This is a genomic window from Pedobacter sp. AC212 (assembly GCF_979258625.1).
Window position 1 is genome coordinate 4,617,582 of the sequence record NZ_OZ409870.1, and the last position, 22,894, is coordinate 4,640,475.

The following is a 22,894-nucleotide window of genomic DNA, read 5'->3' on the forward strand; positions in this document are numbered from 1 at the left end:
CAAGAGTATTGATCGTAATGTAATATTGTTTCCACTAAAAAAATCTTGGTGTAAGCATACGCACATTTTTCCGATTAAAGAAGTAACTGATGGAAATTTCATGAGTACCACTACTATAACCTTGCAACGGCCCAATAGAATAATCGTAAGCATAACCTATACGCAAACTTTCAGTTGGGAAAACCTGTATCGCTCCTACGGCAGAATTGAGCTGACTCAAATCTTTTTGCAGGTAACTTTTATTGTACAATTTTACTCCTGTTCGGTAAGAGCCTCCAATCCAGAAACGTTCTGCTAAAATCAAGAAAGCGTTCAAATCCAAACTGGTTGGACCGCCCCTGTCATCTTTCAAAAGAAATGAAGGTTTCAATAAAACGTCTTTTGATAGTGGGATTAATGTTCCGGCTGTTAAGTAATAATGAGGTTTTGGTTGTGCAATGAATGCATAACGATCAATATCAATGTACTGAGAAACCAGATTATCCGCACTAAAACCAGCATAAAAACGATCGTTAGCGAAGTAAACCCCTGCCCGGGCATCCGGTAAAATAGTACTTTGCAAGCCAACAGGTTGATAAATTTCCGGATCGTTTGGATTCAACATTGCACCATCAATACCCAATTGTACTGCACCAATTCCTAAACCAAAGGCTAACCGCGAAGTTCCATCGGCATTCATGCGTATGCGATATGCATAGTTGCCATATACAGATTGATTGCGTTGTGCTCCAAGTTTATCACTAGATATCTGAAGCGCCAAACCTACATTACCATCATTCGCTATGGCATCAACAGCTACTGACATGGTTTTGGGTGCGCCTTGAATACCTGTCCATTGGGTACGGTAAAACGCATGAACATTAAGCTGCTCTTTATAACCTGCGTAAGCTGGGTTAATATAGATTCCATTAAACATATACTGACTGAATTGTGCATCCTGTTGGGCTTTAGCCAAAGTAGAACACAGTAGCAACACACTTAAGATCTGTAGTATTCTTTTCATTTTTTTCTATTTAGATCTGCAATTAGATCATAAGTAATCATTTCATTTAGCGAATGGATTTTGCCGCTATTATTTTTTAAATGCTCTAATTAAAGTTGTCCAGCCGGTATAGGTAAACCATTCACCACCTGCAGTTTCACGTACTTTTAGCAAATAATAATAAGTACCTTCATTTAAACCCTCTCCGTTCCAATTATTTAAGTAATTATTGGATCTATACACTTCATTACCCCAACGGTTTACGATAACCAAAGAGTTTTCTGCGAACAGTTCAAGCCCTCTAATTTCGAATATATCGTTGTTTCCATCTCCATTTGGTGTAAATAAGGTTGGTATAAATAAATCTTGTCCAGAAACGGATAGTTTGGTATAATAAGCTCCGTTTGCATTTACATCATTGGATAAGGCGATATTGTTTCGGGTATGGATTCCTGTTGCTGGATTTGTACCTTTTAAAATATCCCACTTATTGCCACTTACATAACGGGAAATAGCGGCATTCGCATCTTTGAATAAACTGCCATTGGTATTGGCGTTATGTTGCAAAATCATATTAGCTGTAACTGGCGTGGCACTGTAAATATTCCATACCCTATCCATTCCCAATTGTTCTTTTAGCACTGGCTTATTCGCCATCATATAATCCTGTACGCTGGCATAAATACGACCTGGTGCAGCTGGTGTCAAAGTTGCAGGAGTATAATCTCCTTCATCAATACCGATTGGAAAAACGAAGCCATCACTTCCCGCATAATCTTTCACCATGTGCCCCGCAATACTGTTGCTGGTTACCACCATTCTATCTTTAGAGTAGTTAATGATTTTACCTGTTGTTCCAAAAACCAAGTTGTGCCCATTCAGGATAATATCGGCCTGATCTACCGCCATATCTATGGTTCCTGCTATATTTAATGTTGCAGAATTTAAACCTGCAGGATTGGTAGTACCAAAACCAGGGTCGGTAACATCTGCCAGCATCATGTTGCCATTATTGCGATGCTCGATTAACATATTAATAAAACCACCATTGTTCCCATCAATTTGTGTTGGACCAGAGGCCATGCTGGAATAGAAAGGATTGTTACCTGGGTTATATACCACGATTTTTCCTGTACCGCTAAAGGTAGCACCGGGTGCAATCCACACATTTTTACTGTAAATCTCAAGCACTCCGTTTATTTGCCAATTGGCATTTGGACCGAAATAAGTGCCTTCACTAAAACGCTGTTCCGTGGTTCCGGCAGAAATGGTAACTGAGGAATTATCAACCGTCATACTACTTGTACCCGTTTGAGCGAATGCTGGTAACATGGCTAGCAAGCAGGCAACCGTTAAAAGCAATTTATGTATATCTTTTTTCATGAATCAAAATTTTATCGTTAAACCAAATGCACTATTTAACGTTATAGTTTCTACTTCCAATAATTCCAAACCTTACCATCAAATACTGCCAGTGCTTTCCTATTGGTATCGTAGCACAACATCCCCGGGTAAGGGCTCTTTACATTTAAATGCGGATTTGAAATTTTGGGCAAAACCAAGGCTTTGTTGGTAGATTCCAACACCAATACTCCATCTACAGTTGTTGATCTCGAACCAATTACCGTTTGCTTACCATTATCAGTAGTGCCACTATATGGCGCAATCGGTATTGTGCCGGCAATATCTCCTACCCCAGATAAATTTACCCAAGTTCCATTTTGGTACATCTTTACGATTTTGGCAACCTTATCAAATAAGAAAGTCCCATTGGCAGGTGTGGCAGGTAAGGTTTCTACTGCGGGTAAAATAATCCCTTTGGTTGTTCCTGCAGCAAAATCTAAAACTGAAGAGCCATCTGCTGTATTTTTATTTATAGCGGTTTGGGCACTTGCACTTGCAAAAGCGCCCAAAATTATTATTGTTACTATTAAAAAATTTTTCATCTTTTTCAGATTTATATTTTACAAACAATCATTAGCCAAACAATTCCAAGTCGTTCCATTATATAATTTCACACAGTTAGCACTAATGTCATAAATCAGCATACCTTCAATTGGTGTTGTAATAGCTGCTGTATTGGCTACCCTGGTGATTACAAAACCTTTATTTTTAGATTCGATAACTATATGACCATTAGGCACATTTGCAGGCCAGCCTGTAGCACCACCTGTAAAGCCTGCTAGATTAGAAACCCCTGTAGTGCTTGGCAAACCAGCGGCATCAAATACACCTGGATTGGTACAAGGAAGGCTTGCGAAAGTAATATACCTTTGTACATTATTTGCATCGAAATTATTAGCAAAAACCCATTTCCCACCTATATACGTACCAGCGATTTGGTTTACATTGGTTGTAAACGCAGCATCATCTGCAACTATCATCGATACTGCTCTTGTTGCTGCGAATTTAACGCCATACGTAGAAAGGTCTGCCTCAAAGTATAAAGCACTTGGCGTATTTTTACGCTGAGAGCGCCATGCCTTTTGGATTCTTTCAAACGTATTTCCTGCAATGGCAAGATTAACAAGTGGGGTTACTGCGACATTATTATCTCCTAATAGGAAATAGGTTTTATCATTAGCAAACCCTGTACGTGCTGCTGCCTGATTAGGATTTACAAAATCATTACTGGTTGCAACCGTAAGTATTGTACCTGCATTTACACTTTTTGATACTTTCTGTTCTAAAATTTCAATATCATCTCTACTTACCCCAAAAATATTATTGTTATAAGTTGCATTGGCTGCACCATTCCATACTATATTTCCGTCTGTATCTAGGTAATGGTCAGTTGCTACTTGTCCTAAAGTAATTCCGTACTTGATGGCCAGGTAAGAATCTACTCTTCTGCGTTCTGTGCTTGATAAAGTACCGGCACCGTACACGATAGTTTCCCCTATATGTCCTGTAAAACCTAAATCGTCGCCCAATGTTACTGTACCTGAGTTCCTGCCAAATATATGCCCTCCAGTTACCGTTCCTATAGCACTATGGTTTGATGCTGGTCCAAGTAACGGGCTTCCATTAACTCCTCTTTTTAAATTAACATCTGTGAAAGCAGTGTAAGCAATACTTGGTATTGGCGCAACGTAACTATTCCCTGGATTAGCAAAATAAACAGGACCACCACCGGCATTATTTCGCCTAACTATATTGCCTCCCGATTCGAAAGCAGGAGAATCCCAGTTAGCACCATCTAATGCAGTATTATTTCTACCTATGTTGAAGAATCTTGCATCAGTCATTCCCTCTTTTGTAAATGTGAAAACATCATAATTAAGTGAGGTGAGAGTCTGTACAGCAATATTACCTAATGATTGGGTGTTTGCCGTAAAGTTAATCCCTGGATTGAAGTTGAAGTAAGCAGATGTACCTGTAACATACTTTGGTAATGCATTTGTTCCCAACTGTGTAGAAGTAGTTCCGTTCCACATATCAGTCCACGCAGTTACATCTGTTCCTGCGCCTGCATTCGTTGCATTTTTATCGGCTCTGTACCAAAAAGAAAGATTTGTTGATACACCTCCTGGTGCATTTCCGAAACCCGCAAAGGTGAAAAATTGGCCGTTTGTCAATGTTACGCTAGTGGTATTGTATACCACACCATTTACAGTTGTTTCTGCAGCCATTGGAGTAAAAGTATCTGTACCATCAAAAGTGGCATCAGCTGACTGAACTAAGTACAGATTATTTACGCCCTTTGGCCAGGCCAGTGTTACTGTTCCTACACTACCTGTATTTTGTACCTTCCAAATTGATTCAAAACGGAAGTTGGTTGCGCCGTTAGATCCAGCTGTATAACTCAAAGGTAGTGCAAGGTTTTGTCTTAAACCGTTATCACCTACCATTAAAAATCTACCGTCAGTAAGTGGATTAGTGTTGGCTATATTCGTATTGAACAGTGAACTTCCATTTCCTATAATAAGCTTCTGACCGCTATTAACACTTTTAGATTGTTTCTGGTGCAATGCAGAAATATCCTCCCTTGCTATTCCAAGGATATTGTTGTAATAACTAATATCTGATCCATCCCATACCACCGTGCCGGTTGCGCTCAAATAACTTCTATTTTGCTCTTTTGCCAGTGTTTGTCCATATTTAATGGCTAGATAAGATTCCACCCGATTTACTTCCTGATCGGTCAATTTATTAGGGAATACAATCATTTCGTTTTGCTGCCCGTTTAGTTGTGCGCCTGCATCTGCTTTTCCAACCATCAATGCATTACGATCTGTTGCAGTATTTACGTTAGCTATATTTGTGTTGTAAGTTTGATGTAAGCCATCAAGTGTAATAGAAGTAGCATTATTACCACCAACACCAGCTCCATTTTCCCAGGTACCCCCACCAATATAGGTATTGTTTATAGCATAGGTGCTTTGGGGATCAAATTCTCCAACTACTGGGTAGAATAAAAATTTATTTCCTGTATAACTGTATAAACCTGGATCATCCATTGCGTTTCCTGCTCCAGATGCTCCAAAACCAAACATAGCCCCAGTGGTTGTTGTACTGCCGGCAGAGAAAAGTGCACCTTTGCTCCTGTTTATGATATACCCTTGCGCATCTGCAGGATCATATTGCAACCATTTTTGAGTTCCGTCATAGTTTATAGATGGATTGAAATTTACCAGCTGGCTGACACTTGAAAACTGAGGACGGAACGTTGCCGTAGATTGCGACAATGGATAAGGTTTGTTGTTAAATTCATTCCACTGTTGTATTGTTGCAGCATTTGATGCAAGGGTAGCGCCCGCATCTGAAAACAACGTAGCACCCGCATCTGCTCTATACCAAGCTGCCGATACTACTCCGCCTGGTGCATACTGGTACCCTGCGAGTGTAAAAAACTGTCCGTTAATTAAATTAACTGTGGCGGTATTGTAAACCACTCCATTTACAGTTACTTCGGTGGTCATCGGGGTGAAAGTATCACTATTGTCGATAACGGCATTGGATGACTGCACAAGATAAAGGTTGGACAACCCTTTTGGCCAGGCTAAAGTTACATTTCCAACAACGCCTGTATTCTGTACTTTCCAAATGGCGTCAAAACGAAAATTGGCTGGTCCGTTGCTTCCTGCAGTATAAACTAATGGCGTGTTTAGGGCCTGGTTTAAACCGTTGTCTCCTACAATTAGAAATTGTCCGTCTGTTAAATTATTTGTATTTAAAACATTTGTACCAAAAAGTGTACTGGCATTTCCAATCACTAATTTTTGGCTTGTATTTGTACTTTTAGATTGTTTTTGATGCAATCCAGAAGCATTATCTCTGCCCAAGCCGAAAATATTATTTGTATACCCAATATTGGTTGCCGCATTCCACACCACTTGGTTTGCCGATGTAAGATAGTTTTGTGTTGAAGTTAAGGTAATTCCGTATTTTACCGCTAAATAGCTGTGTATTTTCTCCAGATTAGCATCAGCTAGATCAGCTCCACCGGTATTATGATAAAGTATAACCTCTGCAATATCGCCTAGAAAATTATCTCCTGTCGTTCCATCGGCCCCAATATATGCACCTGTTGTTGGCAGAGTATAAAACGCGGGATTGATAGGATAAGGAGAAGGATAATTTTTTTTCAGACCGTTATAAAAGCCTCTTTGTGTTCCTTGAGCTGCAGTTTTGGGCAATATTGCTGAATAGATACCAAAATCTTCTACAGATGTAATTGCTGCAGCGGCTACATCATAAAGATTTCCAATTGTTGGAAAAGCTGTAGTTCCGCCAGCACCAGAATGGAAAAAGCCATCATCATTACCTGCAATTGCAAATAAGGCCCTTGCAGGAGCAGTGCTCCTATTAACACCTTTTGCAACTACAATATAATGTACTGATCCTGCTGTATTAAGATAAGCTGTGGTTGTATTTCTTAAGAAATTATTTGACCCATCAAAAGTAACGGTAGGATTGAAATTAAATGTACTCGAATACGTGGTTTGATCATTATAAGGCAATATTGCTACTCCATTTGGTGTAAGTGTTACGCTGTTGGATGAAGATGACGCCCATTGTATAACCAATTTGCTTGCATTGGTGGTAACGCCATTATCTCCTTTATACCAAACTGATAAATCTGTAGCAATACCTCCGGGTGCTTGTGCATATACCTTTGGTATACAAATACTAGCCAGGAAAGCCGACAATATTAATACGTATAATTTTTTCATATTTCTCATTTTAGGTGTCCCTTCCATTTTTGTCGGAAGGGAACTCATGAAGATTTTCGGTTCCTGTTATGGCTTGGTATTCAATAATTGCTCTAGTTTTTTCAATCGCTCTTCTAAATTATTTGTCTTATTTTGAAGCGCCTTTATTTCTTTATCTTTTTGGCCCAGAGCATCGTTCATCTCAATTACATGGAGATATAATTCTTCCAGCTTTTCTAATTGTTGCATAGAAAGTTGGGTTAAATCAATTGTATATCCGTTTTTACCTACATTAACTTCGGAGATTGGCGTTACGCCTGGCAAATGTTTATTTGTTTTGATAAACTCGGCAACCTCTTTCAAAGATTTGAATTTGTAATCGTTATAAATTTTTGAAAATCCATTGAAATAATCTTCAAATACATAATCAGCATAAACACTATTGGTAGTCCAGATTTTACCTGTGGTAGAAATATCTCCATCTACGTATAATTTTGGCTGGATAGTAGTTCCCCCTACTACAAAAGATGGAGCGGTAAGTGATCCTATGGCAAAATCTCCAGTTGCTGTTACTGTAGCCCTTGGCGACGCATTCGTATATAAACTTAATGGTCTTGCTTGTCCTGTTCCTACATTTAAACCTGTTGCAGTGCCTTTAGAAATTAATTGTGCAGCAGAATTATTATCAACAAATAAATCTAAATCTGCGGTTCCCCCAGTTAATGCTAAGCTTGCTCTGTTACTAGTACCAGTAATGGATTGGGCTGCACTACCAGCGTTATTAGCACTAAATATGAAAGTCCCATTTGAAGCGGTTGTAAATGCTAATGTCTTCGAATTCAAATTCACTGTCCTATTAGCTGGTAACGTTCCGTCATTTGTATAAATATTAGTATTCAAATCTGTGATCGGAAGAGTTCTCAGTACACCAGTAGGGTTAGCTACTACCACCCTATCGGTAGCAGTATTTCCAACAGAGGTAGAAATAGCACGAATACGAACATTTCCTGCGCCTACATCAAATTGTTCTGAAGGAGTAATAGTGGCGACACCTACACTTCCTGTGCCAGTGATCCGCATTCTTTCCAATCCTAAAGCATTGCTACCTGAACTTGTCGTAAATATTAAAGGCGTTGGATTTGTCGTATAATTTGTACCTATCAGCAAATGCTGAGCCCCTATACCAGTTGTTGTCAAATTTACTTGTCCGTCTGGAAAAGACTGAATATCAAATCGATTATAAGTAGGTCCTGTACCTGAACTCACATATATGTCTGCTGCATTAGTCAATTTTCCAATGTTAGCGATGCTACCAGTGTTATCAAAAATAATGTCTCGTTCTGGTGAAGAAAATCTTAGGCTAAATGCATTTAAATCTACTGTTGTATTTTTGGTTAATGAACCGCCTAACTGGATATTATTTAGCGTTTTAGTTAAACCATTATCGGCAGTTACCAGTGGATCAGCGGCCGATATTAGTTTTATCCATTTACTTTGTGCCGTGCTCCAATAGTAATAACCTGGTGTTACGTTGTTCGGTGCAGTGCCACCCGTAGCTGTATTAAAAACGGTTAAGGCATCTGCCGGTGAGGTAACCGGTGCCGCAATGATGGTGCTGGTTAGCGCCACCCTGGGTAATAATGCCCCCTTGTTTGAAGCTTCCAACTCCAATAACGCAGAAGCGTTTTTAATAGTTGGGTTTGTACCTATTTTTTGTCCTGTAGTTTGGGCCATCGAATGGTAGCCTGTAGCTAATAAAAAGGCTAGGAGAACGATTGATTTAATATTTTTTTTCATTATAATCTGAATTTCGAGATGAGATATTATAGGATCTGGCGGTGAGAATTACGTCTCACCGCCCCTTACCCTAAGCCTAATTAGTCTATTTTGTACCAATCTGATCCGTCACTTTGTATACGGATAGTAGTATTGATGTTAAGTGTATTAAAACTTGTCGTTTCCGAAATTTTGATCGGCGAACTGAAAGTAAGCACATTGCTGGTTTCGTCAGTCTTACGAATAATTAAAATCCTACCCATACTAGTCGTAGCATCAGGAATGGTTAAGGTGAAACCTGCTGATGTTGCGTTTGCTAAAATGGTTACATCGGTAGCCGATGCGGTATAAGCTGATGTTATTTTAATGATGTTACTTAACGAAGTATTGATTGCCGGAATAGTTTTTAATATGCCCGTTGCGTCCGCTACCACTATTCTGTCTGCAGCAGCATTACCAGCATAAGCTACCGTGTTTATTTCCTTAACCGAAATGCCACCGCTATTTATACTTAATGTTTCTTTGAACATATTATCTGTTGCCGAAATGTAAGAAAATGTGCCCAATGCTGTTCGCCCAAAACCATTACCTATGCTATTGGTAGAATAAATACTGTTGTTGATGTTTACCAAATCTGATAACAACATTCCGTTACCGTCAGATAATCCCGCGATTAAATTTCCAATAATGATATTATTTGATGCATTGTTTATGTACCCACCAGAACTATAACCGATAACAATATTGCTACCTCCATTTTCCAAATCGTTAAGCGATTCACTACCAAGCGCAATGTTAGAAGTTCCGCTCACCAATCTACTCAAGACGTTTGAACCAAGACCAATGTTTCTATTCCCAGCTGTAAAGCTATTTAAAATACCTTTACCAATAGCCAAATTTCCACTTCCAGATCCTAAACTTGTACCATTACTTCCTAAACCTGCATCTTGGGAAACATGATTATCAACGCCTACTACACGTACATCAGCTTGCGCTTGATCTATCTGCTTTAGCACACCGGTTGTTTGGTCTACCACTACAATTTTATCAAGTGTAGCGCCTGTAGTTACACCAGGTTGTAAGCCTGCAATTGCTAAGGTATTGCTACCATTAGTTGTTAGGGTTGTTGGTACAACTAATGCACCTCCTAATTGAATATTTGTAGGTGTTGAGAAATTCAAACCATTATTAGCAGTTGCTACAAAAGTACCTGTGTCTCCTTTCGGACCTTGAATACCTTGGATACCTTGAGGACCAGTTGGACCTTCTGGACCTTCTATACCTTGTGGACCATTTGGACCATTTGGACCTATTGGACCTTCTGGACCTTGTAAACCAATTGGACCTTGAATACCTTGTGGACCTTGTGCACCGTCTGGACCCATTAGACCTTGTGCACCCATTGGACCTTCTAGACCTTGTAAACCAGTTGGACCTATTGGACCTTGGCTTCCCGTATCTCCTTTTAATCCTTGGATACCCTGGATACCATCAGTACCGGTATCGCCTTTTGGACCTTGTAAACCAGTAGCACCGGTAGCACCCGTTAATCCAATTGGACCTTGACTTCCCGTATCTCCTTTTGGACCGGTTAAACCAATCGGACCTTGTGCACCTGTTGCACCAGCTGGACCTGTTAATCCTATTGGACCATCACTGCCTGTATCTCCCTTTGGACCGGTTAGACCAATCGGTCCTTGTATACCTGCCGGCCCTTGAGAACCTATTGCACCCGCTGGACCAGTTAATCCAATTGGACCTTGGCTTCCCGTATCTCCTTTTAAACCTTGAATACCTTGGATACCATCAGTACCGGTATCGCCTTTTGGACCTTGTAAACCAGTAGCACCGGTAGCACCCGCTGGACCAGTTAATCCAATTGGACCCTGGCTTCCCGTATCTCCTTTTGGACCGGTTAAACCAATTGGACCCTGGATACCTGCTGGGCCAACTGGACCAGAAGGACCCGTTAAGCCAATTGGGCCTTGTGTTCCTGTATCGCCTTTTGGACCATTAATATTGGTCCATGTATTTGTGGTTGGATTATAAACCCATGTTCCGCTGTCGTTGGTTACAATCGTAACGCCCGCACCCGGAGCACCCGGTGTACCCGAACCCGGCGTACCTGGGGTACCACTTGTTCCTGGCAAGCCCTGAACACCCACTACTCCTGCATCACCCTTATCTCCTTTTGGACCATTGATATTTGTCCATGTTCCTGTGGTTGGATTATAAACCCATGTTCCGCTGTCGTTGGTTACAATCGTAACGCCCGCACCCGGAGCACCCGGTGTACCCGAACCAGGTGTACCTGGGGTACCGCTTGTTCCTGGCAAGCCCTGAACACCTACTACTCCTGCATCACCCTTATCTCCTTTTGGACCGTTAATATTTGTCCATGTTCCTGTTGTTGGATTATAAACCCATGTTCCGCTATCGTTGGTTACAATCGTAACGCCCGCACCCGGAGCACCCGGTGTACCCGAACCCGGCGTACCTGGGGTACCGCTTGTTCCTGGCAAGCCCTGAACACCCACTACTCCTGCATCACCTTTATCTCCTTTTGGACCGTTAATATTTGTCCATGTTCCTGTTGTTGGATTATAAACCCATGTTCCGCTGTCGTTGGTTACAATCGTAACGCCCGCACCCGGAGCACCCGGTGTACCCGAACCCGGTGTACCTGGCGTACCGCTCGTTCCTGGCAAGCCCTGAACACCTACTACTCCTGCATCACCTTTATCTCCTTTTGGACCATTGATGTTTGTCCATGTTCCTGTTGTTGGATTATAAACCCATGTTCCGCTGTCGTTGGTTACAATCGTAACGCCCGCACCCGGAGCACCCGGTGTACCCGAACCCGGTGTACCTGGGGTACCGCTCGTTCCTGGCAAGCCCTGAACACCTACTACTCCTGCATCACCTTTATCTCCTTTTGGACCATTGATGTTTGTCCATGTTCCTGTTGTTGGATTATAAACCCATGTTCCGCTGTCGTTGGTTACAATCGTAACGCCCGCACCCGGAGCACCCGGTGTACCCGAACCAGGTGTACCTGGGGTACCGCTTGTTCCTGGCAAGCCCTGAACACCTACTACTCCTGCATCACCCTTATCTCCTTTTGGACCATTGATGTTTGTCCATGTTCCTGTTGTTGGATTATAAACCCATGTTCCGCTGTCGTTGGTTACAATCGTAACGCCCGCACCCGGAGCACCCGGTGTACCCGAACCCGGTGTACCTGGGGTACCGCTTGTTCCTGGCAAGCCCTGAACACCCACTACTCCTGCATCACCTTTATCTCCTTTTGGACCGTTAATATTTGTCCATGTTCCTGTTGTTGGATTATAAACCCATGTTCCGCTATCGTTGGTTACAATCGTAACGCCCGCACCCGGAGCACCCGGTGTACCCGAACCAGGTGTACCTGGGGTACCGCTTGTGCCTGGCAAGCCCTGAACACCTACTACTCCTGCATCACCCTTATCTCCTTTTGGACCATTGATGTTTGTCCATGTTCCTGTCGTTGGATTATAAACCCATGTTCCGCTGTCGTTGGTTACAATCGTAACGCCCGCACCCGGAGCACCCGGTGTACCCGAACCCGGCGTACCTGGGGTACCGCTTGTTCCTGGCAAGCCCTGAACACCCACTACTCCTGCATCACCTTTATCTCCTTTTGGACCGTTAATATTTGTCCATGTTCCTGTTGTTGGATTATAAACCCATGTTCCGCTGTCGTTGGTTACAATCGTAACGCCCGCACCCGGAGCACCCGGTGTACCCGAACCCGGCGTACCTGGGGTACCACTTGTTCCTGGCAAGCCCTGAACACCTACTACTCCTGCATCACCCTTATCTCCTTTTGGACCATTGATGTTTGTCCATGTATTTGTGGTTGGATTATAAACCCAAGTACCACTGTCGTTGGTTACAATCGTAACGCCCGCACCCGGAGCACCCGGTGTACCCGAACCCGGCGTACCTGGGGTACCACTTGTTCCTGGCAAGCCCTGAACACCCACTACTCCTGCATCACCCTTGTCGCCCTTATCACCTTTATCTCCTTTTGGACCATTGATATTGGTCCATGTATTCGTGGTTGGATTATAAACCCATGTTCCGCTGTCGTTAGTTACAATGGTAGTACCTGCACCTGGAGCACCTGGAGTACCCGAACCCGGCGTACCTGGGGTACCGCTTGTTCCAGGCAAGCCTGCTACACCGACTACACCTGGATCGCCCTTGTCACCTTTATCTCCTTTCGGACCATTAATATTGGTCCATGTATTTGTAGCTGGATTATACACCCATGTTCCACTGTCGTTAGTTACAATGGTAACGCCTGCTCCCGGAGCACCTGGAGTACCAGAACCTGGTTTACCCGGTGTACCTGAAGTACCCGGCAAGCCCTGAACACCTACTACACCTGGATCACCTTTTGGACCATTGATGTTGGTCCATGTATTTGTTGTTGGATTATAAACCCAAGTACCACTGTCGTTAGTTACAATGGTAGTACCCGCTCCCGGCGCACCTGGAGTACCAGAACCTGGTTTACCCGGTGAACCTGAAGTACCCAGCAAGCCCTGAACACCTACTACACCTGGATCACCTTTATCTCCTTTAAGTCCATTAATATTCGTCCATGTATTGGTTGTTGGATTATAAACCCAACTTCCGCTATCATTGGTTACGATAGTAACGCCTGCTCCCGGGCCTCCTGCTGTTCCAGGGATTCCTGGTGAGCCGGTTTTACCCGGTTGATTCTCTACTAGGATTGCATTACTGCTTCTCACAAAAACCCATTTTGTACCGTCATTATAGTAAATACCAGGTACCACATCATTCGCGGTAGCAAGGTTATATACCATCATACCCGCCACATGCGCACTGAGCGGCGCCGGATTTGTAGTTTGGATTAAATTGACCCGGGTGTGCAAAAAGCCTTTATTGTTGCTTTCCAACTCAAGAATTGCATCTTTGTTCGGCAGATTACTAGTATTAATGGTACCATCTTTTATCTTCTGCTGTGCAAAAGCCGTGGTGGTACCTAAAAGTAAAACTGTTAGACTGAGGAGTAAATGTTTATTCATCTAATTAAATCTAGTTTGTTTGATCAATTTTGGACATTTTATTAGCAGGGACTTAGGAAATGCTAATATTATTACTTGCTGAGAATTTTTATCCACAAGAGTAATTGGCCAACGCTTCACACATTCAAATAATTAGCCAGAAACATAAAACTTGTCAAGGGAAAGACCAGTGGACATTATTGAATCTTAGCTTGAAACAAAACGGGTAAAAAATTACCCTATAATTTATTATTGAGTATAATTTTGCCCATATATCCCCACCAAATCCATTAAATAGTTCTGGATCATTCGTAGGCGAGTGATCTTTACAAATTCACTTAAAATTAGTGCTTTACAAGATAAACCTGCATGCCAAAAATATACAACCACCCGCAAAAATTTCGTTCATCAATATCAAAAGCAATGGCCAGCTTTCGCCAGCCATGCCTGATTATTTTATGGTTTTAAATATTCGCCAGCAGATCAATAATACCAATCCAATAGGGATAAGATAGATTAACCAATTAAAGCCTAACTTCATTTGCTGGCGACCTAAACGCTTCAATTTTGCTTTTGATTTTTTACTCGTTGTGGTATTCTGATGAACGCTTAACTGCTTGCTCGACTTCGACTTTATAGCCTTCTGTTCTTTTCGGAAGATGCTCATTTTATTCATCTCTCCTTCAATCCTGCCATCGGGCCTGATGCTTATTTTTCCTTTCGGATAAAACTCCATTCTGCTCTCTATGTTAGCACTATCATGTTTGATCTTCCATTCCGAGTACTGAAGCAATTTAGTTTCTTTCCGGTTAACCTCCGTCTGTTCGGTGGAGGATAATGTGGTGTTCGACTTCTGCAAGGCATTACAGCCAGATAGCATTAAAGCTAAAATCAATAAATATCTCATGGCCTAGCTCCCTTCTCCACATCGGAAATCCAATTGGCGTAAACCGCAATGTTTCGCCGATGCCTGATTTTAGCATAAACGCCATCCCCTTCCCTACTGCCCGACACATTGGTATTACCTTCTATCGTATAGATCCAGTTACTTTTCTGTTTCACGACGAAACCACAATGCGCAAACCTTTTCAGTTCCGGAAAATAAATACCGAACACCGTTGCTGGCTTGATGAGTTTTGTTTTTCGGCTGAAGGGAAATAATGCCGGGCTCCAGGCAGTTCGTGGTTGCTTCGCTCCGGCTTGCCCAAATACCCAACTCACAAATGCGGCGCACCAGGGATCTCCTTTCTGATTGCCCGTGTAGGCCAGATATTGCTCTACCAAATGTCCATCATTCTTTCCAGTAGCCTCCCTAACACCCACTTGCGCTTTTGCAATAGCAAGCACATGAAGGGCAGTGAGTAAGGGTGGCAGGCTTTGCGGCCTTCGGATTAAAAATGACCTGCCGGCTTCCCGATTCAGGACTAAAGACTCGCGACTGGCTAAAGCACTGCCGCCAATGCGCCCACCCCAGCTAAAAGTAGCAAGGCAAAAGATGCCCAGTAAAATCCTAATTGTTGCCATGACATTAATGTTTGAAATTGTAAAACCATTTGTTTCGTATTGGGTAAACCGGCCAGCTGCCAGGAGCGGTTCAGCAACCACCAACTGAGCAGCAGCAGTAGAAAATAGCAGGTGAAGCCTAACAGCACAAGCTGGATAATGCCGGCATCGATCAGGCCTGCCGTTGGCGCCAGGTACCTTAATAGTTTAGGGAGCGCAAACCAGAGGACTAAAATGGCTAAAGGCATGATGAAATGTGTTTTTCGAAAATTTAACAGCGCATAGCTGTTTATAAGTAGTGTTTTCATGTGGATTAACTTTTGCTTAAGATTGCCCCTCCCCCTCAAACCGGATTCGGGGCAATTGTGAATTTGAATGTTAAACTGCAGTGATTGCGCCGAGATAGGTGCTGTCAGAGTTAAGCAGCTTCTTCTTTACTGAACTAAAGGCCGCATAAATATGCACCTCATCACCTGCGAAGTTGGCCGGAAGCTGAAATTCGTAACTGGTATCCAGGCGGGCGGCGGCTAGTGCTACCCTAATAAATTTCTGCTTTACCAAGTTATAAGCCAATAAATTGAGCATATCGGTACCATCTACAAATTTGTCGTCAGGTTCTGTATGGGGCCAGCTGATTGACATCACACTCCCTGCAACTGCTACAGCCGTCATCTCCAATGGTAAATCAAGTTTTCCATCACTAAACTTTACCTTACTCAAATCAAGTTCGAATACTGGATCCACTCCTGTTATGGCCTCTTTCAGATGATACGCTACAGCCAGGTTCATCGGCGTAAGAGTCGAGTTTGCCGTTTTAAAACCTACATCGATAAGCGGACTGATATTGCTTAAAAATTCTGTAACCACCTTAAACTTGACCTGCTGATTAAGCTGTGCCTGTGTAGGCGCTTTGCCGCTGCTTCTTGGCAGCGCCCTAATGGTATCGAGCCTACGCCAGTAAGCACCGACAACTGTTCCTGTTTTCTTTCTGAATCCTCCAAGGATCCCTAATTTAATTAAACCCATCTTGTTTAAATGTTTAAGTGAATAAATGTTTATTCGCTGCTAATTAGGAAAGAATGACCGGTATTACTCTCCCAAGCAACAGTTCAAAAAGACCAAAAACGTTTGCCAGCAGGCAGTTCCCTGGGTACGGGACGGAAAGGCATAAACTTACGCTACATACCCACAATGGTGTTTTTATCTGAATATTATTTCGGAAAAATATGGGCTCGGACCGATATAAACTTTAAATACTGCAGCTGTGATTTGTTAACTTAAATGTTTTCTGATATATTTAAGGATTGGATCGCCCCAATAGTTGTATGGTAAGTGTATGCTGCTGGCAAAACTGAATTCATCAGATTTGCGGGTAATTGCACATCCCAGCTTACTTTGGCTCTCTTCCGTATCTTGTTCGGGTTTCGTTCGGGGAAATGGATAGCGAAGGCAAATACTATATGGCTAAACCGGCTATGAGCAATTGTTTTGCCTATAGCTTCTCATCCGTTCAAATATAACAGATTAGCGATCCCCATTATGGCTAAATTTAGACATGGTATCTTAGGTCCAATTTCAGGGAAATTGGGACCTATAGTAGGTGCTACATGGAAAGGTATTCCATACCTCCGTACAGCTCCAAAACAAAATGAAAATGCAAAGCGCAGTCCTGCGCAGCTGGCCAATCAGCAAAGGTTTAAGTTTTTAAATCAATTTCTCGCCCCCTTCCACCCTTATATCAACAATGGGTTTAGGCAAGCCGCGGATGGAAAAACCGAAATTAATGCAGGTTTTACGGCCAATTATAAGTTAGTATCGGGGGAAAGCCCCGATTTTACGATTGATCTCAGTCAGCTTGCGCTCAGCAAAGGAGATCTGGCCATCTTGCATCAGCCGGTTATAAACTATCCAAGCCCTGGTGTACTGGAATTGAGCTGGGTTTTTAAGGCGGAAAAAAATGCAAATTTTGATGATCAGTTAATGATTGTAGTGTACTGCCCCGAACTGCAAAAAACAGATGGCACTGTTGGCGGCATCAAAAGGGCGGCAAGGCGGCATACCTTCCTGCTCGATGAAAGATTTCATGATAAGGAATTACATGTATATATCGTGATGATGGCACTCAGCGGCAAACTATTGTCTGATACGATTTACTTAGGAAAGAGGGTTATACAATGAAAAATAAACTAAACTCTCTCCGCCAATTTGTGATCAGGCACATCCAGGCCACTGCTGACACTGATCAGCAAACCTTAATGCAGGACAACCCGGCAGCGCAATTGCTACAGCTCAAAGAAAGCTTGCTGCTGGAAATAGAAGCTTTAGTGCTGAGCAAAAGGAATGACCATTTAATTAAACGACACATCCGGTATACACAGATCGAATGCATTCATTTACTTGACTTGTTGCCCGATGAAAATTCGGATCAATTCGTAAGCCCGCTACAACAGCTCAGCCGCAACTGTTTAGAGCAAGTACTTGATTACCTTTTCGATGCACATGGTTACCATGTAGATCAGGATGTTTATGCGCCCGAACAACATTTGCTTCGCAGGCAGAAACAAATTGCAGATCAGCTCAATGTTTTAAAAGCAGGATTAAAACGTAAGAAGGTGATCCCCGATCTCCAATACATTATAGCAGCTGCGTTTGAACGGTTTGTTCGCCTTACTAAAGCGACTTACCACCAGCTCCACTACCACGGTAAATTGCAGCAGTCCATCATTAAGCTTTGTAACCAGATAAACAATGTTCAGTTTGATGAACTCCTTTTAGAACATCTGATCTACTTCAGCTTTAATGAAAATGCCTTTGTTTCCTTTTGCAAACAGCAGATGATCCAAGACCTGGATCGAATGTACCAGGAGACTTTGAAATACGAGAAACTTTGTTTCTTCGAAAAATCGTTAATGGCGCAACAGGAAAAAATTAATTTCAGGTATAGTTCTGAACGGCCTAGCGTAAAAAGCCAGCTGATCGCCTTTGTGTCGGCAGAATTAAACTATTATAAACGCAACCATGATTTTGTAGCGCAGAAGCAAACCGTAAACAACTTCACCCAAACCGGTGTAACGCCTTACCGGGTCAAAATGAACTTATCAGTAGATGGTTTAGCCTATTTGGTTAGATTGTTTTGCCAAAGCGAAGTTATTGAGGCCAATCCCCGTTCTAAGCTGCTGGAATTTATTTCACAACATTTCCAAACAGCAGGTATCGGTGATAAATTGCTTTCGGCCCAAAGCCTGGGAACCAAGTATAAGCAGGTAACGCAAAGTACAGCAAATGGTTTGCGGGTTTTGCTTAACAGGATGATTAAGGAAATTGATGCTGATTTTGGCAAAACCTAAGCTTGATCTTCCATTTTTCCATAGAGCCAATCTTTAAAATCTTTGGTTTTACGACGGCTCACAGTCAATTTAATTGGAAATTCGACAGTGGTGTAGATATCCAGACGATTGCCTTTTCGTGGTGCCGTCTCTCTCACCACTGCCCGTGAAATGATACATTTTTTATCAATTTGAAAATAATCATCAGCAGGCATCATTTCTATGGTTTCGGTAAGGTTAAATGACCATGGAATCATCTCTCCCCTGGCATCGTAAGCCAGGGGAGCTTTATGCTTTATATAGACAATCCCCATTGTTGGCAGTACCGAAGTTGTTTCGGGCACTACTTCGGGTTTATACTGTTTGTATTTAAATTTTACTTTTTCAATGATGTTAATCACGGGTGCCGGCTGCGGCTTCGCCAGCTCCATTTTGGCATAATACATACAATAACATAAATTGACCAGCAATACAAACAGGGTAATCAGTAAAAAAAGTTTGGCGAAATACGGACCATTGAATATGCTCTCTCCTTTGAGGCAAAATAGCAGGCTCGCCAGGCATACTTCCAAGCCCATGGTAATCCCAAAACCGAATATCAATTGGTTTTTAACCCGCTCCCTGTTAATCTTAAATCCATCATCCTGTTTATTTAGCCTTTTAGTGATCCAGAATACATACTCCATCAGTGTAACCGCAATGAACATACTCGGTAACACCGACCAATAGTAATACCCTCGTTTTAGAAGTGCAAACCAGCTGAGAGCAGTATTGTGGCTCACAATGTAATGGCCTGCAAGCAATGCAATAACCAGAATAAAAGCATGATGCAGAATGGAAGTTCTACTGAGCATAGGGGAAATGTTTCTCTTCACGAAAAGGAGCGCCTAAAAATTAACAATTCATCAAGCGGGATGTGGTAGGGCACAATGGGGATGTTGCCGTTCAGCAAATTTCTGTCATACCGTTCGGTAAGTCTTGCTGATAATCACTTCCAAGATACGGATTATCAGCCTAATTTCAAACCAGCCAATTCAGGCTACCCTAAATTTCTTAACCCAAAATGAGAAAATTTTTATTTGATGAAGCAGGCCTGCAAGAATTATCGCAGACGCTTTACAGCATGGACGATGCACAACTTGCACTTGAGGTAGCAGCCCTCGAAAACAATTTTAGTGGATGGATTTTACAACACTTTCAACTCACTGCAGAACAGTATGTCTTTTTTATGCAGCTGAACCCACAGCTGCTTAAATTTCTGACCAGTCAATGCAGTTATGCGGTGGAGAACCGCTTAGCTATTGAGCTGAGTAAAACCGGAGGAAAATCAAGCCAAGAGACGGGCGAGCCTGGTGATAAATTGTTCGAGCCGAAAAGTAAACTTCAGGCCGGTTCCGATTCTGACGGGAACTTTAAGGCAAGTGGAAGTTTACTCCTTTCGGTAACTTACAGCTAAACCAGGTTCACTGGCTCGGCATCCCTAAAAACCCTGTTGGTGGGCGATACCCAACAGGGTTATTTTATTCACATGATTTTCAGAAAACCTGCAAAAATGCAACAACTTAAAATCGCCTTACAGGCTTTAGGGCCTTTGAGGCCAGCTGCATGGGAAAGCATTGCTCGGGCAACTCAATTATTACAGCTAAAAGAAAATGAAAACCTGATCAGAAAAGCAGGTATGGTAGCTTTCTTAGTGAGCGGGTTGCTCAAGGAATATGATGCAAGGCAGCGTAAAAGGCCATCTATTATAAACTTTATACCGGAAGGGAATTTCCTGATTACCCGAAAGTTTAATGAGGCCAATTTTATTAAAGCCTGTTTCCCAAGTGTAGTTTACCTAATGGAATGGGCGCAATTACAATCGCTATATCAGCAATATAATGAACTTCAACAGATTTATGATGGTTTAAGCGAAAGGTATGATACCAGTATCGCCTACCGGCAAATGCTCCTGGAAGAAAAAGTATCTGGCGCCCGTATTTCGATGTTTATCCATTCCCATCGGCTTATTCTCCCCATGGTAAAAAAGAAAGACATGGCCAATTACCTACACTTAGCTTATGATCACTTTGTGAGGCAATACAGTAAATTGCTTTAGTAAAAGGCACCTTGCTGCACTGACTTGAAACAGCTTTTTTGATGACCTGTCTACAGGAACGAAACACGCTATACTAGCTAGTTTAGTGTTATGGAATTAATCGCCTAAACCATCATCTTGCCTTCTCCTGTGCCTGAAAACCAATAAAACAAAAGAGCGGGTTGGACCAATGCCCGATGTAAAATGTTGGCGATTTCCTTACACCTAAAATTAAAACGATGAATTTAAAAAAATTAAGTTTAGGCCTTGTAGCCCTGGTGGGGTTCGGCCTGATGATTATTATGAATGCTTTTACGGCTAAAACCGGTGAAGAAAGTAAACGCGTAACTTACTTTTATAAGTATAAATTAAATACTTATACACAGGCGCAAATTGAGAATCCTGCGAACTACGAACGGGCAACCAGCACTTGTAGCACAGGAATACATGTTTGCGGTGTGTTACTGGATACCGACAATGGACCAGCTTCTCAGCCAGACGTATCAGAGTTTGATGATGTAAAAAGTAACTTATGGGCATCAGAACAAGCAGATGCGCCAGCAATACCCGAAATTAAAATGCGTAATTAAAATAAAAGCGGCGGGTAAAAAAAACCGCCGCTTTTATTTTATGGATTTTGTTGGATATCACTTAACTGAACTACCATACGATCAATCGGCAGTACGTACCTCAAATCATTTGGTTTCAGGGTATACACTTTTTTGTTAACGGTTCTGCTCCATGTTGTTTCGGTATCCACAGACTGATTTAACCTTCGCAAATCTCCCCACCTCAGGTTTCTGAAAACCAGTTCCTTTCTTCTTTCAAGCAAAACTATTTTTAACGCAGTTGCCTGATCATTGAACGTGTAGGGAATAAAGGCACCTGTTTTAAACCGCTTTGCTAGAAGTGTATTCAAATCTTTTGCACCTTCAGCCAAGCGGTTTTGCCTTACCCTGCACTCTGCCCTATTCAACAGCACCTCATCAACCGCAAGGCCACTAAATATTACAGCAGTACTCAAACCAGTATAGTTCCCTTTGAAAGCATAACTCGCATCACTATTTTTTTTGAAATAAATGATTTTCCTTAAATCATTTGGCGAATAAGCATCGTACAATACAGGATCTACCTTAGCCCGGCTTTGCACCAGGATTCCAGGGACAGGTGTTCGGCAATCGTATAACACTTCCATATTATATTGCAAAAAAGGAATAGTGGCTGTAGTGCTTACTGTGTTGTAATCTATTAAATTATAGTTTAGTGCTAAACACGAATCTGCGTATAATCCGGCTTCATTGTAGCTGCCCATCAATAAATGAATTCTCGACAACAATGCATATGCTGCAGGTTTGGCTGCCAGATATTTTCCTGTAGCTTCGGGGGGCAAGAGGCTTGCTGCATTTTGTGCATCAATTAAAATCTGCTGATAGTTTTCTGCCACTGTATTTCGCACGATTTTAGCCTCAATGTCGGTTTTCAACTTTAGAGGAATTCCTGCAACAGCATTCGAACCCTGTAACTGATAAGCTGGTGCAAATAATTGCGCCAGGCTTAAATGATAATAGGCTCTTAAAAATAATGCCTGCCCTCTCAGCGTTGTGCCTTCATTGGATTGTGGCGGCGTGAGCTTTAATGCTGGCAGTGTTTCCAATACCAGGTTAGTATTGAAGATAACTTTGTAGGGCATGCTCCAATCTATATTTACATCCTCATATTTTTGCCAGATATAAAAATTACGCTGTTTTTCCGGGGCCGATGCCCAACTCGCATCAGTGAGGTAATAATTATCCGCACAGATTTCGCCTAAAGAAGGGTATTGCCCGTTCATGCTGAAGTAATTGTTTAATATCCCCTGCAGATCACTGAATTGATCTGGCGTTGAAATCCTTTTATTGGGCTTTTCTTCCAGATATTTTTTGCAGGCCACCTGCATCCCTAAAAGAATAAGGAAGCCAATGGCTAATGTGTATTTTGTTTTCATAATAGTGTTATTAATT

17 protein-coding genes are annotated in these 22,894 nt (G+C 42.1%); 5 read left to right on the forward strand and 12 right to left on the reverse strand.

Features of this window, described 5'->3' with window-relative positions; translation table 11 throughout:
• Nucleotides 1-34: 34 nt before the first annotated feature.
• The 10 genes from ACZZZC_RS19820 to ACZZZC_RS19865 all read right to left on the reverse strand — a co-directional run bounded on the left by ACZZZC_RS19820 (nt 35) and on the right by ACZZZC_RS19865 (nt 16,517).
• Entirely contained in the window at nt 35-1,003 is a 969-nt protein-coding gene (locus tag ACZZZC_RS19820; RefSeq protein WP_463487995.1) for a PorP/SprF family type IX secretion system membrane protein, read from the reverse strand.
• A 69-nt stretch (nt 1,004-1,072) separates the two neighbouring features.
• Nucleotides 1,073-2,365 (reverse strand): gliding motility-associated C-terminal domain-containing protein, encoded by a 1,293-nt coding sequence (locus ACZZZC_RS19825; protein WP_463487996.1) that lies wholly within the window; start codon nt 2,363-2,365, stop codon nt 1,073-1,075.
• Between the two features lie 50 nt (nt 2,366-2,415).
• A complete protein-coding gene (locus ACZZZC_RS19830) occupies nt 2,416-2,928 on the reverse strand; it encodes a hypothetical protein (protein ID WP_463487997.1) in 513 nt (170 codons plus the stop codon).
• Between the two features lie 18 nt (nt 2,929-2,946).
• Nucleotides 2,947-7,158, reverse strand: coding sequence for a beta strand repeat-containing protein (locus ACZZZC_RS19835; RefSeq protein ID WP_463487998.1), 4,212 nt, complete (start codon nt 7,156-7,158; stop codon nt 2,947-2,949).
• A gap of 66 nt (nt 7,159-7,224) precedes the next feature.
• A complete protein-coding gene (locus ACZZZC_RS19840; RefSeq protein ID WP_463487999.1) occupies nt 7,225-8,934 on the reverse strand; it encodes an autotransporter outer membrane beta-barrel domain-containing protein in 1,710 nt (569 codons plus the stop codon).
• 80 nt (nt 8,935-9,014) lie between these two features.
• The gene (locus tag ACZZZC_RS19845) at nt 9,015-14,009 is read right to left on the reverse strand and encodes a hypothetical protein (RefSeq protein ID WP_463488000.1); all 4,995 of its coding nucleotides are present in this window, start codon (nt 14,007-14,009) and stop codon (nt 9,015-9,017) included.
• A gap of 430 nt (nt 14,010-14,439) precedes the next feature.
• Nucleotides 14,440-14,895 (reverse strand): hypothetical protein, encoded by a 456-nt coding sequence (locus tag ACZZZC_RS19850; RefSeq protein WP_463488001.1) that lies wholly within the window; start codon nt 14,893-14,895, stop codon nt 14,440-14,442.
• Nucleotides 14,892-15,512 carry a C40 family peptidase gene (locus ACZZZC_RS19855; RefSeq protein WP_463488002.1) on the reverse strand — a complete coding sequence of 207 codons (621 nt, stop codon included), beginning with the start codon at nt 15,510-15,512 and terminating at the stop codon, nt 14,892-14,894. Before ACZZZC_RS19855 ends, ACZZZC_RS19850 begins: the two co-directional genes overlap by 4 nt.
• The gene (locus tag ACZZZC_RS19860; RefSeq protein ID WP_463488003.1) at nt 15,431-15,799 is read right to left on the reverse strand and encodes a hypothetical protein; all 369 of its coding nucleotides are present in this window, start codon (nt 15,797-15,799) and stop codon (nt 15,431-15,433) included. Before ACZZZC_RS19860 ends, ACZZZC_RS19855 begins: the two co-directional genes overlap by 82 nt.
• Before the next feature lie 70 nt (nt 15,800-15,869).
• Nucleotides 15,870-16,517, reverse strand: a complete 648-nt coding sequence (locus ACZZZC_RS19865; protein ID WP_463488004.1) for a DUF6266 family protein — start codon at nt 16,515-16,517, stop codon at nt 15,870-15,872.
• A 513-nt stretch (nt 16,518-17,030) separates the two neighbouring features.
• Here ACZZZC_RS19865 and ACZZZC_RS19870 point away from each other — a divergent pair.
• Nucleotides 17,031-17,669 carry a DUF6266 family protein gene (locus tag ACZZZC_RS19870; protein ID WP_463488005.1) on the forward strand — a complete coding sequence of 213 codons (639 nt, stop codon included), beginning with the start codon at nt 17,031-17,033 and terminating at the stop codon, nt 17,667-17,669.
• Nucleotides 17,666-18,838 (forward strand): hypothetical protein, encoded by a 1,173-nt coding sequence (locus ACZZZC_RS19875; RefSeq protein WP_463488006.1) that lies wholly within the window; start codon nt 17,666-17,668, stop codon nt 18,836-18,838. The genes ACZZZC_RS19870 and ACZZZC_RS19875 overlap by 4 nt, the downstream gene beginning before the upstream one ends.
• Here ACZZZC_RS19875 and ACZZZC_RS19880 read toward each other — a convergent pair.
• A complete protein-coding gene (locus ACZZZC_RS19880; protein ID WP_463488007.1) occupies nt 18,835-19,671 on the reverse strand; it encodes a LytTR family transcriptional regulator DNA-binding domain-containing protein in 837 nt (278 codons plus the stop codon). The genes ACZZZC_RS19875 and ACZZZC_RS19880 overlap by 4 nt on opposite strands.
• A 209-nt stretch (nt 19,672-19,880) precedes the next feature.
• Between ACZZZC_RS19880 and ACZZZC_RS19885 the strand changes: the two genes are divergently transcribed.
• The 3 genes from ACZZZC_RS19885 to ACZZZC_RS19895 all read left to right on the forward strand — a co-directional run bounded on the left by ACZZZC_RS19885 (nt 19,881) and on the right by ACZZZC_RS19895 (nt 21,484).
• Nucleotides 19,881-20,273 (forward strand): hypothetical protein, encoded by a 393-nt coding sequence (locus tag ACZZZC_RS19885; protein ID WP_463488008.1) that lies wholly within the window; start codon nt 19,881-19,883, stop codon nt 20,271-20,273.
• A gap of 96 nt (nt 20,274-20,369) precedes the next feature.
• Nucleotides 20,370-20,915, forward strand: a complete 546-nt coding sequence (locus ACZZZC_RS19890; RefSeq protein WP_463488009.1) for a cyclic nucleotide-binding domain-containing protein — start codon at nt 20,370-20,372, stop codon at nt 20,913-20,915.
• Between the two features lie 218 nt (nt 20,916-21,133).
• Complete coding sequence (locus ACZZZC_RS19895; RefSeq protein WP_463488010.1) at nt 21,134-21,484, forward strand: hypothetical protein; 351 nt, start codon at nt 21,134-21,136, stop codon at nt 21,482-21,484.
• Nucleotides 21,485-21,522: 38 nt separating this feature from the next.
• On the opposite strand, the gene ACZZZC_RS19900 is transcribed toward ACZZZC_RS19895, so the two are convergent.
• The gene (locus tag ACZZZC_RS19900) at nt 21,523-22,878 is read right to left on the reverse strand and encodes a RagB/SusD family nutrient uptake outer membrane protein (protein ID WP_463488011.1); all 1,356 of its coding nucleotides are present in this window, start codon (nt 22,876-22,878) and stop codon (nt 21,523-21,525) included.
• Nucleotides 22,879-22,894: the final 16 nt, after the last annotated feature.

Coding starts and splice junctions, on each gene's coding strand:
- ACZZZC_RS19890 (WP_463488009.1), top strand. CDS start 20,370: ATGCAACAACTTAAAATCGCCTTACAGGCTTTAGGGCCTTTGAGGCCA.
- ACZZZC_RS19830 (WP_463487997.1), bottom strand. CDS start 2,928: ATGAAAAATTTTTTAATAGTAACAATAATAATTTTGGGCGCTTTTGCA.
- ACZZZC_RS19845 (WP_463488000.1), bottom strand. CDS start 14,009: ATGAATAAACATTTACTCCTCAGTCTAACAGTTTTACTTTTAGGTACC.
- ACZZZC_RS19835 (WP_463487998.1), bottom strand. CDS start 7,158: ATGAAAAAATTATACGTATTAATATTGTCGGCTTTCCTGGCTAGTATT.
- ACZZZC_RS19870 (WP_463488005.1), top strand. CDS start 17,031: ATGGCTAAATTTAGACATGGTATCTTAGGTCCAATTTCAGGGAAATTG.
- ACZZZC_RS19885 (WP_463488008.1), top strand. CDS start 19,881: ATGAGAAAATTTTTATTTGATGAAGCAGGCCTGCAAGAATTATCGCAG.
- ACZZZC_RS19820 (WP_463487995.1), bottom strand. CDS start 1,003: ATGAAAAGAATACTACAGATCTTAAGTGTGTTGCTACTGTGTTCTACT.
- ACZZZC_RS19865 (WP_463488004.1), bottom strand. CDS start 16,517: ATGGGTTTAATTAAATTAGGGATCCTTGGAGGATTCAGAAAGAAAACA.
- ACZZZC_RS19850 (WP_463488001.1), bottom strand. CDS start 14,895: ATGAGATATTTATTGATTTTAGCTTTAATGCTATCTGGCTGTAATGCC.
- ACZZZC_RS19860 (WP_463488003.1), bottom strand. CDS start 15,799: ATGAAAACACTACTTATAAACAGCTATGCGCTGTTAAATTTTCGAAAA.
- ACZZZC_RS19900 (WP_463488011.1), bottom strand. CDS start 22,878: ATGAAAACAAAATACACATTAGCCATTGGCTTCCTTATTCTTTTAGGG.
- ACZZZC_RS19875 (WP_463488006.1), top strand. CDS start 17,666: ATGAAAAATAAACTAAACTCTCTCCGCCAATTTGTGATCAGGCACATC.
- ACZZZC_RS19895 (WP_463488010.1), top strand. CDS start 21,134: ATGAATTTAAAAAAATTAAGTTTAGGCCTTGTAGCCCTGGTGGGGTTC.
- ACZZZC_RS19825 (WP_463487996.1), bottom strand. CDS start 2,365: ATGAAAAAAGATATACATAAATTGCTTTTAACGGTTGCCTGCTTGCTA.
- ACZZZC_RS19880 (WP_463488007.1), bottom strand. CDS start 19,671: ATGCTCAGTAGAACTTCCATTCTGCATCATGCTTTTATTCTGGTTATT.
- ACZZZC_RS19840 (WP_463487999.1), bottom strand. CDS start 8,934: ATGAAAAAAAATATTAAATCAATCGTTCTCCTAGCCTTTTTATTAGCT.
- ACZZZC_RS19855 (WP_463488002.1), bottom strand. CDS start 15,512: ATGGCAACAATTAGGATTTTACTGGGCATCTTTTGCCTTGCTACTTTT.